At 62.0% G+C, this 13,199-nt stretch carries 11 protein-coding genes; 6 read left to right on the top strand and 5 right to left on the bottom strand.

Annotated elements, in window-relative coordinates:
• Positions 1–105: 105 nt before the first annotated feature.
• The 4 genes from AC2444_RS13980 to AC2444_RS13965 all read right to left on the bottom strand — a co-directional run bounded on the left by AC2444_RS13980 (position 106) and on the right by AC2444_RS13965 (position 3,979).
• On the bottom strand, positions 106–1,314 hold the full coding sequence (locus tag AC2444_RS13980) for an MFS transporter (protein WP_012758201.1): 1,209 nt from the start codon (positions 1,312–1,314) through the stop codon (positions 106–108).
• Between the two features lie 110 nt (positions 1,315–1,424).
• Complete coding sequence (locus AC2444_RS13975) at positions 1,425–2,048, bottom strand: TetR/AcrR family transcriptional regulator (protein ID WP_012758200.1); 624 nt, start codon at positions 2,046–2,048, stop codon at positions 1,425–1,427.
• 61 nt (positions 2,049–2,109) lie between these two features.
• Positions 2,110–3,027, bottom strand: a complete 918-nt coding sequence (locus AC2444_RS13970; protein WP_012758199.1) for a bifunctional helix-turn-helix transcriptional regulator/GNAT family N-acetyltransferase — start codon at positions 3,025–3,027, stop codon at positions 2,110–2,112.
• A 232-nt stretch (positions 3,028–3,259) separates the two neighbouring features.
• Positions 3,260–3,979, bottom strand: a complete 720-nt coding sequence (locus AC2444_RS13965; RefSeq protein ID WP_012758198.1) for an aspartate/glutamate racemase family protein — start codon at positions 3,977–3,979, stop codon at positions 3,260–3,262.
• Positions 3,980–4,136: 157 nt separating this feature from the next.
• On the opposite strand from AC2444_RS13965, the gene AC2444_RS13960 reads away from it, so the two are divergent.
• The 3 genes from AC2444_RS13960 (at position 4,137) to AC2444_RS13950 (ending at position 8,141) form a co-directional block, all read left to right on the top strand.
• Positions 4,137–4,601 carry an Lrp/AsnC family transcriptional regulator gene (locus AC2444_RS13960; protein ID WP_128448878.1) on the top strand — a complete coding sequence of 155 codons (465 nt, stop codon included), beginning with the start codon at positions 4,137–4,139 and terminating at the stop codon, positions 4,599–4,601.
• A 109-nt stretch (positions 4,602–4,710) separates the two neighbouring features.
• A complete protein-coding gene (locus AC2444_RS13955; protein WP_012758196.1) occupies positions 4,711–5,976 on the top strand; it encodes an NAD(P)/FAD-dependent oxidoreductase in 1,266 nt (421 codons plus the stop codon).
• Between the two features lie 209 nt (positions 5,977–6,185).
• A complete protein-coding gene (locus tag AC2444_RS13950) occupies positions 6,186–8,141 on the top strand; it encodes an elongation factor G (RefSeq protein WP_012758195.1) in 1,956 nt (651 codons plus the stop codon).
• A 59-nt stretch (positions 8,142–8,200) separates the two neighbouring features.
• Here AC2444_RS13950 and AC2444_RS13945 read toward each other — a convergent pair whose 3' ends face one another.
• Positions 8,201–9,247 (bottom strand): NAD(P)-dependent alcohol dehydrogenase, encoded by a 1,047-nt coding sequence (locus tag AC2444_RS13945; protein ID WP_012758194.1) that lies wholly within the window; start codon positions 9,245–9,247, stop codon positions 8,201–8,203.
• Positions 9,248–9,451: 204 nt separating this feature from the next.
• On the opposite strand from AC2444_RS13945, the gene AC2444_RS13940 reads away from it, so the two are divergent.
• The 3 genes from AC2444_RS13940 (at position 9,452) to AC2444_RS13930 (ending at position 13,192) form a co-directional block, all read left to right on the top strand.
• The gene (locus AC2444_RS13940) at positions 9,452–10,360 is read left to right on the top strand and encodes an AraC family transcriptional regulator (protein ID WP_003541220.1); all 909 of its coding nucleotides are present in this window, start codon (positions 9,452–9,454) and stop codon (positions 10,358–10,360) included.
• Between the two features lie 91 nt (positions 10,361–10,451).
• On the top strand, positions 10,452–11,510 hold the full coding sequence (locus tag AC2444_RS13935; protein WP_012758193.1) for a glycosyltransferase family 2 protein: 1,059 nt from the start codon (positions 10,452–10,454) through the stop codon (positions 11,508–11,510).
• Positions 11,510–13,192, top strand: coding sequence for a hypothetical protein (locus AC2444_RS13930; protein ID WP_012758192.1), 1,683 nt, complete (start codon positions 11,510–11,512; stop codon positions 13,190–13,192). The genes AC2444_RS13935 and AC2444_RS13930 overlap by 1 nt, the downstream gene beginning before the upstream one ends.
• Positions 13,193–13,199 lie beyond the last annotated feature (7 nt).

Here is a 13,199-nt window from a genome sequence, read left to right as displayed (position 1 = left end):
TTCTGCAGCTCTCAAACGGATGAATACGCTGCCTCCTGGAGGTGGGCATCCAAAAGTTGGCTCTGTCAAGGTTTTAGACGTTCAATCCTGAATTCTGATGTTGCCTTACTTGCCGCGTCCTTCCGTCAGGAACAGCAGGAAGGCCAGCGCAGGGAAGCAGAAGCCGATCCACGCCGTCATCGTCCAGCCGCCGGTCGCATAGGCCCAGCCGCCGAGTGCTGAGCCCAGTGCGCCGCCGGCAAAGAAGGTCGCCATGAACAGGCCGTTGAGCCGGCTGCGATGTTCCGGGTTCAGCGCATAGATGGCGCGCTGGCCGCAGACGAGATTGGTCGTCACGCCGAAATCGAGAAGGATCGCTGCCGCCGTCAAGAGCAGCAAAGCGCCAAGCGAGCCGTCGCCGGCGAAATGGCCGATCAGGAAGGCAGCCATGCCGAGCAGCATGGCAAGCGTCGAGGCGATCTTCGTCATACCGCGATCGGCAAGCCGGCCGGCAATCGGCGAGGCGATGGCGCCGGCAGCACCTGCGAGGGCGAAGAGGGCGATGCCGTTCTGTGTCAGGCCGAAGGCGGGACTTGCGAGCAGCAGCGGCGTCGTCGTCCAGAACAGGCTGAAGGCGCCGAACATGCCGGCCTGATAGAGCGCCCGGCGCTGCAGCACCCGCGAGGTCAGTGCCAGGTGGCCCATGGAGGCGAGCAGTTCGCCGTAGCGTAGCCTGGTCGTCGGCCGGCGGACCGGCAGGTTAGCGCGGAGCACGACGGCGAGCACGAGCATGACGCCAGCAGTGACGTAGTAGACCACATGCCAGGAAGAGGCCTCGGCGACGAAGCTTGCGAAGGGGCGGGCGAGCATGATGCCGCAGAGCAGGCCGCTCATGACGTTGCCGACGACCTGGCCACGGGTGGCATCAGGCGCCATGTTGGCGGCAAAGGGAACCAGGACCTGAACTGCGACCGATGAAAGACCGATAGAGAGCGAGGCGACGAGGAAGGTTGTGGGCGTCGAAGACAGCGCCGCGCCGATGAGCGCGACGGCGGAGACGGCGATCAGCATCAACACCAGACGGCGGTTTTCGGTGAGGTCGCCGAGCGGCACGATCAGCAGCAGGCCGAGGCCGTAGCCGATCTGCGTCAGTGTGACGATCAGGCCGGTGGCGGCAGGCGTGAAGCCGAGATCGGCGCTGATCGGGCCGGCGAGCGGCTGGCCGTAATAGAGATTGGCGGCCACCAGCCCGCAGGCGGCGGCGAAAAGGAAGGTGAGCCAGGGAGATAGCGCCCTGGGAATGGCCTCGTCCGGCGTGGTGGCTGAAATGCTCATCAGAAGCTCCGGTATTCAAAGATTGAAAGAATTGAATGCAAAAAAGCTGGCTGCGGCCACCCGATCCTTGACCGAATGCCGGTATTTCTCTCGTCCACGGTGCGGACTTTTCAGGTCACGAGCTTCATCGCGGCCTCGGCCGCGGACAGCATCTCTTCCCTGCTGCGTCCTGTTTTGCCGATGACGCGTAGGCCCTTGGTAAAGCAGAGGAAGGCGAGGGCGGCGGTATCCGGGTCTACCGTCTTCGGAATGGTGCCGTCTGCCTGGCCGATGCGGATAAGATCAGCCATCAGCTTTTCGTCCGCGGCAAAGGCAGTCACGACGTGGGCAGCGGCTTCCTCGTCGAGCAGGGCGAAGTCGTTGGCGCCGCCAACGACGAGACAGCCTTTGCGGCCGGCTTCGCCATAGGAGAGCTCGGTATAATACATCACCATCTGGAAGACCTTCTCGCGACCGGTCTTCGCAGACGCGATCATCGCTTCCAGCCGCCGTCGGCCGAGTTTTCGATAATGGGCGAAAGCAGCGAGGAAGATCCCGCGCTTGTCCTTGAATGCCTTGTAGATGCTCCCCGAAGCAAGGCCCATTGCTTCGGTCAATTCGCTGATGGCGGCGGCGTGGTAGCCGCGTTCGGAAAAGACGCGCAGCGCCGCATCGAGTGCTGCGTCCATATCGAACTCGCGCGGACGGCCGCGGCTGCGGGTCTTTGCTTCGGATGTGAGGGTGGCGTCGGTCATGGCGCCCTAATTAGGGAATGACCGTTTCCAAATCAAGTGAAATTTCTGCGACGCAACAAATTCAGAGATCGAGCACCCAGTTCTGGCCGTTCGCCTCGGGGCCGAACATGCGATGTCTCTCCTCGGAGACAAGGCGAAATCCTGTCTTGACGTAGATGGCGCGGGCGGTCTCCAGCATGTCGTTGGTCCAGAGCGAGAGTTCGCGGTAGCCTTTATCCCTGGAGAAGTGGATGCATCCGTCGACCAGCAGTTTGCCGAGCCCGAGGCCGCGGGCTGATTTGTCGACATAGAGCAGGCGGAGCTTGGCGATGTCGTCGCCGCCATTGGTGACGAGGACGGAGCCGACATTGACGCCGCCGCGTTCGGCGATCCAGCAATATTCCTTGGCCGGATCGAAATTGGCGAGGAATTTTCCGGCGACCTCGGCGACCAGCGCCTCGAAGCGCAGGTCCCAGCCATATTCCTCGGCATAGAAGCGGCCCTGGCTCTGAACGATCCAGCCGATATCGCCGGCGCGGTGGGCGCGGATGATGGCCGGTGCGGGCTTTGCCGCCGGGTCGAGCAGGGCGCGGATCGTGTGCATGGCGGAGACCGCTGCCTCCGGTTCGCCAGTCGCCAAGCGATCGAAACGGGCGGCGATCTGCGCATTGGAGCGTCGGCCGAGTTCCTCGAACGTCTCTCGTCCCCGATCGGTGACAATGATGACCTGGCTGCGAAGATCTGCCGGATCGGGGCTGGTTTCGATCAGCCCTTCGGCGCGGAAACGCTTGAGGATGCGGCTGAGATAGGCCGGGTCGAGCTGCAGGTCGCGGGCAAGCGCTACAGCGCTGATGCCCTCATGCGAGCCGACCTCGAAGAGGATGCGGGCATCGGTCAGCGTGAAGGGCGTGTCGAGATAGGCCTTGTTCAGCAGGCCGAGGAAGTTCGTATAGAAGCGGTTGAAATCGCGGGCGGTTTCGATGAGGGCGATATCGGGCATGGCAAAGATCTCCAGATGGAGATCTTTGCCAGTTTGTTGACAAACCTCGCTCTTTACTCGGCGTCATCCTCGGCCTTTGTGCCGAGGATCTGCTGCACCGGTTGCAGATGTTCGGGACAAGCCCGAGCATGACGAAAGAGGAGTTGGCCGACGTTGTCAGCAGTCCGGCAAAGATCTCCAGATGGAAATCTTGTCCTGCATTTAGTGGACTGAGTCAACTAACGTGGCAATATCAGGCGGCTTCCTCTTCTGCTGCCTCGTCCATTCCCAGCGCGAAATCGACCGCCGCCCGCGCATGGATCGCTGTGGTGTCGAAGCCTGGCAGCGGCAGGTGGTTGGGGTCGAGGATCAGGCAGATCTCGGTGCAGCCGAGGATGATGCTATCGGCGCCGTTGTCGATGGCGCGTGATATTACCGCCATCAGCTTGTCGCGCGAGCTGTCCAGCACCTTGCCGGCGCAGAGTTCGTCGAAGATGATGTCGTGCACGGTGGTGCGGTCGCCGGCATCGGGAACCATGATGTCGAGGCCGAGGCTCTTCATGCGGTCGCTATAGAAGCCGTGCTCCATCGTGTAGCGGGTAGCAAGCAGCAGCGGGCGCTTCCGGCCGGCCGCATGCAGCGATTTCGCCGTCTCGTCGATGATGTGGATCAGCGGCACGGAGATCTTCTCCGCGACCTTGTCGGCGATCAGATGCATGGTGTTGGTGCAGATCAGGATGCAGCCGGCGCCGGCGATCTGCAGGCGCAGAGCCACGTCGGCGAGGCGACGGGCGGCCATATCCCAGTCGCCGGCCTTCTGAAGCGCGACGATCTCCTCGAAATTGACAGAATGCAGGATGAGTTCGGCCGAGGCGAGGCCACCCTTGCGATCACGCACCATCTCGTTGACGACACGGTAATAGACCGCCGAACTTTCGAAACTCATGCCGCCGATAAGGCCGATCGTTTCCATTTCTTCATGCTCTCCATGCTTCTGAACTTTCGAAAATGATGCCGCAATCCCGACGCGACGTGTTTGCTTTGTTTGTCTCTTGCGTCAGATCTGTGATAGAACTTTGCATCATTTTATGAAATCATGCAAAAAATAGGCGAGAGGTTTATGTCGACGCATGCTTGATGATCGCGACAGACGCATTCTGGACATGCTGCAGAAGGATGCGGGCATATCCGTGACCGATCTTGCCGAGCGCGTGGCACTTTCGATATCGGCCTGCTCGCGGCGTATCCAGCGGCTTGAGGAGAGCGGCCATATCGCCCGGCGCATCGTCGTGCTCGACCGGGGAAAGATGGGCGTGCCGACGACGGTCTTCGCGCTGGTCAAGACGGCGCACCATTCCGACGAATGGACGGAGACCTTCCGCCGGATCATCAGCGACATTCAGGAGATCGTCGAAGCGCACCGGCTGACCGGCAACCACGATTATATCCTGAAGATCGTGCTGCCGCGCGTCGAGCATTACGATGTGATCTACAAGCAGATCGTGCGCAAGATCGAACTCTTCGACGTCTCGGCCTCGATCTCGATGGAGCTTCTGAAAGGCGGCACGGCAATTCCCGTTGGGTATGCCGATTGAGCCAGCTCCACCGACCGGGATGCAGGGGAGCTATGCCGAAACGGCAGTTGCAACCATCGCGGCGAAGGCCACATTGGCTTTGAGCGAAATGGCGCAAAAGGGGTAGGTCATGAGCGATCATCATGTCGTCGTTGTCGGCGGCGGTTTCGGCGGGCTGCAGCTCGTCAACGGCTTGAGATGTGCCGGCGTCAAGATCACGCTGGTCGACCGGCGCAATCACCATCTCTTCCAGCCGCTGCTCTATCAGGTGGCGACCACCATTCTCTCCACCTCCGAGATCGCCTGGCCGATCCGGCGCCTCTATGCCGACCGGCCTGACGTAACGGTGCTGCTCGGCGAGGTCACGGGCGTCGATAGTGGCGCCAAGACGGTTTCCCTACGCAACGGCATGACTCTCAGTTATGACACGCTGGTGCTGGCGACCGGGGCGACGCATGCTTATTTCGGCCATGACGAATGGGAGCCGGTGGCGCCGGGCCTGAAGACGCTGGAGGACGCGACGACGATCCGCCGGCGCCTGCTGCTCGCCTTCGAGAAGGCGGAAATGGAGAGCGATCCTGCCGTGCGCGACGCGCTGCTGACCTTCACTATCGTCGGGGCCGGGCCGACCGGCGTCGAGTTGGCCGGCATCATTGCCGAGCTCGCGCATTTCACGCTGCCCAAGGAGTTCCGCAACATCGACACGCGCAAGACCCGCGTCGTGCTGGTCGAGGCCGGCCCGCGGGTGTTGCCGACCTTCGCCGAGGAGCTTTCGGCCTATGCGCAGAAGGCGCTGGAGAAGCTCGGGGTCGAGATCCATCTCGGCAAGCCGGTGACCGAATGCAACGCCGACGGCGTGAAGATCGGCGAGACCTTCGTTGCCAGCCGGACGATCGTCTGGGCAGCCGGCGTCACCGCCTCGCCGGCGGCAAGGTGGCTCGGCGTTGCGGCGGACCGAGCGGGCCGCGTCGTGGTCGAGAAGGATCTGAGCGCGCCGGGGCTGCCCGAGGTCTTCGTCGTCGGCGATACCGCATCGGTCATGCGCGAGGACGGCAAGCCGGTGCCAGGCATTGCGCCCGCCGCCAAGCAGCAGGGCGGATACGTCGCCAAGGTGATCCGCGCCCGCATATCCGGCAAACCGACGCCGGCGCCCTTCCGCTACTGGCATCAGGGCAGCTTGGCGACGATCGGCAAGAGCGCTGCGATCATCGATTTCGGCCGGATCAAGCTGAAGGGCTGGATCGCCTGGTGGATCTGGGGTCTTGCCCATATCTACTTCCTGATAGGCACCCGCTCGCGCTTCTCCGTCGCCTGGAGCTGGCTGTGGATCTATCTGAGCGGCCAGCACAGCGCCCGGCTGATCACCCAGCGCGAGACGATGCGGGAGGAGGGGTAGGCTCTTCTCGGTCCACCAGAGCCTAAGCCTCGAAGCAGCGATATAGGCAAACTTGACATATCTTCGGATCCGCCCTTAGGATTTGCCCGGCGGCTTCCGGATACCACCGGGGTTACGCATCCAGCCGTAGCTACAGCGAGTAGAGGTTCCAATGCGCCGATTCACTTCTCACGAAAATCACATTCGAAATTCTGAGAAGTTGGTGGTTCATGCGCACTTTGAATCTGGGCATCCTCGCCCACGTGGATGCAGGCAAGACTAGCCTTACTGAAAGACTGCTTTTTGACGCCGGCGTCATCGACAAGCTTGGCAGCGTCGATACCGGCAATACACAGACGGACACTCTCGAGCTCGAACGGCAACGCGGCATCACGATCAGAGCCGCGGTGGTGTCGTTCACCATCGGCGACAGGATCGTCAATCTCATCGACACGCCCGGTCATCCGGATTTCATCGCCGAGGTCGAGCGGGTGCTCGGATTGCTGGATGCCGCGGTCGTCGTCGTTTCGGCGGTCGAAGGTGTGCAGGCCCAGACACGGGTGCTGGTGCGGGCGCTGCGGCGGCTTGGCGTTCCCTTCATCTTGTTCGTCAACAAGGTCGATCGTCTCGGTGCGCAACTTGAGGACGTGCTGAAGGCTATTGCCAGCCAATTGCTCGTTCGCCCCATCGCCATGTCTTCCGTCATCGATGCCGGCAGCAGGCTTGCCAGGGTGGAGGCTTTGGCTCCCGGATGCGAACCGCTTTTCACGCCGCTCTGCGAAGCTCTCGCGGAGAACGACGAGGCGCTGCTGGACGATTACGTCTTGGCGCCCGATCGCCTGACGGCGGATAGGCTTGGACGCTGCCTGAGCGATCAGGTCGCGAGCGGCCTGGTGCATCCAGTCTTTGCAGGTGCGGCAACGACCGGCGTCGGCGTGTCGGCCCTGACATCGGCCATTGCGACGATATTGCCCGGCCGGCGCCTCGATGCGGACGGGCCGATTGCCGGAACAATCTTCAAGATCGAACGCGGCTGGGGCGGTGAAAAGCTCGCCTATATGTATCTGACGTCAGGCACAGTCCGGCTGCGGCAACATCTGGATTTGCCCAAAGGCCCGGAAAGAGTGACGGCGATCGAGGTTTTCGGGGCCGGCCGGGTTCATGGCGCCGCAATCTTTTGCGCCGGGCAGATCGCGCGCGTAAGCGGCCTTGCCGGCGCTCGCATCGGGGATGTGGTGGGCACCGACCTGCTCGCGGGCGGGCAGGCGCAGTTTGCCCCGCCCAGCCTCGAAACCCGCGTCCTTGCCCGGCGGCCCTCCGACAAGGCGGCCCTCTGGCTGGCGCTGAACCAGATGGGCGAGCAGGATCCGTTGATCAATCTGCGCCGGAACGATGATGCCGACGAAATCTTCGTATCGCTCTATGGCGAGGTGCAGAAGGAAGTCGTTCAATCGACCCTGCTGACGGATTTCGGTCTCGAGGCTGGGTTCGAGGAAAGCACGGTCATTTTGGTGGAAAGGCTTATGGGAACCGGGGAAGGCCTGCAGATCCTCTTCAAGGAGCCCAATCCATTTCTCGCCACCGTCGGTCTACGCGTCGAACCGCGTCCAGAAGGGGCAGGCAACAGCTTTGCACTTGATGTGGAGGTGGGCCAGATGCCCGCCAGCTTTTACAGGGCAGTCGAAGAAACCGTGTTCGAAACGCTGAAGCAAGGCATTTTTGGCTGGCAGGTCATCGATTGCCACGTGGCGATGACGGCAGCCCGGCACAGCTCGCCTACAAGCACCGCCGCCGATTTCCGGCAGCTGACACCTTGGGTGCTGGCAGATGCACTGTCGGCCGCGCAAACCGTCCTATGCGAACCGATCGACCGCTTTCATCTCGAAGCGCCCGCGGAGAGCTTGAGCGGCTTGCTGACCCTGCTTGCGAAATCTGCCGCGACGATGACGGGTTCCGTGATTGCCGACGGCATGGCCTGGGTGGAAGGCACCATGGCGTCCGCGATGATCCAGAGCGTCCAGCAGCAATTGCCGGGCCTGACGAGCGGGGCGGGGACCATGGAAACCTCTTTCGACCATCATGCCCCGATGGCCGGCCCGCCACGTTCGCGCCAGCGTTCAGGCCCCGATCCGTTCAAACCAGTCGAATATCTGCTGCGGCTGCAGTCCACGAGAGCCTCAGCATGAGGACGGATGGAGGATGCCGTTATCAAAAAGGCGGCTCTCGCGAGCCGCCTCTCATTTTCTCAAGCTGCCAGCGAGGCGATGTCGATGACGAAGCGGTAGCGGACGTCGCTTTTCAGGACGCGTTCATAGGCTTCGTTGACCTGCTGGATGTTGATCTTCTCGATCTCGGAGACGATGTTGTGCTCGCCGCAGAAGTCGAGCATTTCCTGGGTTTCCTTGATCGAGCCGATCATCGAGCCGGAAATGCTCTTACGGCCGGGGATGACCGAGAATGCATGCACGGGGATCGGGTTTTCCGGCGCGCCGACCACCACGAAGGAACCGTCCACCTTCAGGAGGCCGAGATAGGCGTTCCAGTCGATCTCGGCGCTGACGGTGCAGATGATCAGGTCGAAAGTGCCGGCGAGTTTCGTGAAGGTTTCCGGGTCGTTGGTGGCGTAATATTCCTTGGCGCCGAGCTTCAGCCCATCTTCCTTCTTGGAAAGGCTCTGGGAGAGAACGGTGATATCGGCGCCCATGGCGGCGCCGAGCTTGACGCCCATATGGCCGAGACCGCCCATGCCGACGATCGCGACCTTCTTGCCGGGGCCGGCATTCCAGTGGCGCAGCGGCGAGTAAAGTGTGATGCCGGCGCAGAGCAGCGGCGCGGAGGCGTCGAGCGGCAGATTGTCCGGAATGGACATGACATAGCCTTCCCTAACGACGATCGAGTCGGAATAGCCGCCCTGGGTCCGTGTCTTGCGGTCGGCTTCGAAGTCGTTGTAGGTGCCGGCGAGCCCCGGCATATACTGTTCGCGATCGAGGTCGCGCTCGGCGCAGCCGATGCAGGAATCGACGAAGCAGCCGACGCCGACGCGATCCCCGACCTTGAATTTGGTCACATCGGAACCGACAGCCGAGACGATGCCGGCGATCTCATGGCCCGGCACGATCGGATAGACGGCGTTCTTCCATTCGTTGCGGACAGTGTGGATGTCCGAATGGCAGATGCCGGCAAACTTGATGTCGATAACGACGTCATCGGGGTTCGGGTTGCGGCGTTCGAAGGTGAAAGGGGTCAACGGCTTGGAAGCGTCGGTCGCGGCGTAGCCTCTTGCAATAGGCATGGGAACCATCCTTTTCGATTGTGGTGGGGGTTGAAAGAGATGGTGGACTATTGCCCGGAACTGCGTCAGAGGGTTAGAGCGATCCTCTCAGCTTTTTGCACGATCCTGCAAAAGTGAGGCGTCGGCCTGTTTGCGAAATGGCCAGGGCACTCTAGATAAGAGCGGTATCGCTGGCGTCAGACAGTTGACAGAAAGAGTTACCGCATGACTTTGCCCTTCAGCCCCTATCAGGAGATTGTCGATATCGCGATGCGCTTCGCGGCTGGTGACGGCGAGTTCGCGACTGATATCGGCAATCTTCACATCAGCCGTCGGTCCAAGCCCAGCGATCCGCTGCACAGCAGCTACCGGCCTTGTTTTGCCTTTGTACTGCAGGGAGCCAAGAGCCTGCGCCTCGGTACGGAACTTATCAGCTACGGGACTGGGGACTATCTGCTGACCTCGCTCGACCTGCCTGTCGCCTGGCGCGTCACGGAGGCGAGCCCTGAGGTTCCGCATCTCTGCCTGGGACTGGCAATCGACTCGGAAAAGCTGCTGGAGTTGCTCAGCCGCATCGATATTCCGAGCCCGGCCGCCCATACTGACGGGCAGCGCGGGATGGCGGTGAACGTCGCTCCGCCGGAGCTCCTGGATGCTGCCGTCCGCCTGCTGCGCTTGCTCGATCGTCCAGGCGACATTCCTGCCATGGCGCCGCTGATCGAACAGGAAATCCTCTACCGGGTGCTGACCGGGCCGGATGGCGCGCGGCTGATCAACATCGCCACTGCAGACAGCCACAGCAACAGGGTCGCGCGCGCCGTCGCATGGCTGAAGGAGAATTTCGCGCGGCCATTGCGCATCGAAGACCTTGCCGACCGCGTCAGCATGAGCGTGTCGTCCTTCCATCATCACTTCAAGTCGGTCACGGCGATGACGCCGGTGCAGTATCAGAAGCAGCTTCGCCTGCACGAGGCGCGCCGTCTGATGCTCGTGGAGCGGCTCGATGCGGGCACGGCCGGTCACCGCGTCGGTTATCAAAGCCCGTCGCAATTCAGCCGCGAATACAGCCGCCTCTATGGCGCCTCGCCGGCCCGCGATATCGACGGCGCCCGCGAGGTCATGGCGGCGGAATAATCGGCCTTGCGACCGGCAGCCAATCGTTAAAGGATGTTTGACGTTTCATCGCTAGTCTGGCGCCAAACATCAAGCAGGCACCGACGTCAGCATGGCGCAAATCCCATTTCTTTCCATCGTCGCGCCTTGTCACAACGAGGAAGAAGGGCTGCGCGAGTTCTGCCGCCGCGCTGCCGCCGCTGCTCACAGCGTTGCCGGCGATGCCTTCGAGCTCATTCTCGTTGACGACGGCTCGTCCGATCGTACCTGGGAGATCATTTCGGATCTGGCGGCAGATGTGCCGCAGGTGCTCGGTGTTCGTCTTCTGCGCAATCACGGTCACCAGCTGGCATCGACGGCGGGTCTTTCCGCCTCGCGGGGCGAGCGCGTGCTTTTGATCGATGCCGATCTTCAGGATCCGCCCGAGCTGCTTTTGATGATGATGCCGATCATGGAGCGCGGCGCCGACGTCGTTTACGGTCAGCGCACGCGCCGCCAGGGCGAAACCTGGTTCAAACTCGCCTCCGCTTCGCTTTTCTATCAGGCTCTCTCCAAGCTCGCTTCCGTGACCATCCCGCGCGATACCGGTGATTTCCGGCTGATGCGGCGCCGCGTCGTCGACATCCTGCTGGCGATGCCGGAGCGCGATCGCTTTATCCGTGGCATGGTCAGTTGGATCGGCGGCAGGCAGGTAGCGCTCCCCTACGAGCGGGACCCTCGTTTTGCTGGCACGACGAAATATCCGCTGCGCAAGATGATCAATTTTGCCCTGGATGCGATCACCAGCTTTTCGACGACGCCGTTGCGGATCAGTACATGGCTTGGCATGATGAGCGCCGGCGTCGCGATCGCCTTGCTTGTCTACACCTTCGTTCGCTGGCTCGAAGGCGAAACGGTCACCGGCTGGTCGTCGATCATGGCCGCCGTCAGCGCCTTCAGCGCCATCCAGCTGATCTGCATCGGCATCATCGGCGAGTATCTCGGCCGTCTGGTACAAGAGAGCAAGAAGCGGCCGATGTTCATGGTCGAGACGATCGTCCGCGGCAGTGAACAGTCAGAATTGTCGATCGCTTTCTCGGAGATGAGCGCCAGCGACAAGCGCGCCGCGCTGGATGCGGCCTTTGCATCCGAAGAGCCGCCGCGCTCGCAAAAGAACGGCCGGATCGGATAATGGAGCGGATTGCCGCGCCTGCTGTGGCCGCAGCCGGGCCTGAGGAATCGATCGCCAGGCAGGATTCCACCGTTGCGATCGTCGCATTCGTCGGGCTTGCCGCGGCTTTGGTCCTCCTGTTTCCCTTTCCACCGGTTCTCGATTACGCCAATCACTACGCCCGTATCTGGCTCCTTTCGGGCGGGATAGGCGAGCAACCGTTTCCTGAGATCTATGCGGTCGACTGGAACCGCACCTTCACCAATGTCGGGATCGACGTTCTGGCCACCTGGCTGGGGCCGCTTGTCGGCGCCGACAGGCTTGCGCGGGCTTTGCTTTTCCTGGCGATCGTGCTGCCGCCACTCGGGGCAATCGGCCTGCACCGCGCGCTTTTCGGTGGTCGGCATCACTGGCAGACCGCCATGCTGTCGCTTAGCTGGTGCGCCACCATGATCGGCGGCTTCATCAACTTCCAGATCGGCCTCGGCATGGCCTTGTTCTTCGCCTGCCTCGATCTGCGGCTGCAGCGCAGAAATCCCGCCCTGGTTTTTGTCTGGCGGCTCGCCGCCGCGCTGCTGCTCACAGTGATGCACATCTTCGCGCTTGGCTTCTATATGGCGATCGTCTGCGGCCTCGAATTTTCCTGGCGCATCGATATCGTGCGATCGAAGGTGGGCCTGATGAGGCTCGCCGGCCGGTTGGTGCTGGCGTTTGGCGCCTGCGTCTTGCCGCCGCTCGCGCTTTACCTTCACACGGCAGCTTTGCCCAACGCCGGTGGCGACGGCCTTGGCCTTGTCTGGAACGACGGCGTCGTCCTGATCGTCATGAATCTGCTCTCCGCCATCACGACCTATGTCCCGGTAGTGGATGTCGTGCTGGTTCTGCCGCTGATCCTCATCTGCACGCGTGCCGTCCGCGCGGGCGACATCCGCATCCATGCGGGGCTTGCCGTCACCGCCTGCGGCCTGCTGCTTCTGTCCTGTGTTTCGCCCCGCCACATGCTCGGCACCGGATGGATCAGTTGGCGCTTTCCGATCATGACGGCGCTCGTCGCCATGGCGATGATGTGCCCCTTTGCCAATCTCACGCGCCGGCATGCGCTGCTGCTAGCGCTCGTCATCAATTTCGCGGTCTTCGGCCGCACCGGCTGGGTCGGCTGGAACTGGTGGCTGGCACAGAAGGATGTTGCTGCCGTCGAGGCTGTGCTTAAAAAGGCGCCGGCCGGTGCCGCCGTTCTGCCTCTGGGACATGAACCCGAGACAGTGAGCGGTCTTGCCCACTCCAACCGGCATTTTGCCTGGGGGCTGGATACTTTCCGGCACCTGCCGACGCTTGCCGTGCCCTTCTCGCATGCTTTCGTGCCGACGCTCTTCACGGCAAAAGGCAAGCAGCCGTTATCCGTTCTGACGCCCTGGTCTGAGATTGCGGTTCCCGAGGGCAATCTGCTTTCGATCGGCGTGCTTTCATGCCCGGCAATGATGCAGCAATATCGAGACTTCACACCCTATCTGTCAGATTGGCGCAGTCGTTTCGATTTCGTCCTCGTCGCCAATGCCGATATTCCCGACCGCTATGTTGGCACCTTTATGCCGGTCGGCCTGACGCTCGTCGAGGATGCCGGATTCGCCAAGCTTTACAGGATCAACAAGGCGGTGCCGGCAGAGCCTTTCGCCATCCCGGCAGGTTGCGCCACGGCGTTATAAGCCGCGG

This window comes from Rhizobium sp. WSM1328, assembly GCF_057653715.1.
The sequence above is the reverse complement of the archived record's forward strand: the minus strand, read 5'-3'. Positions and strand labels throughout refer to the sequence as shown.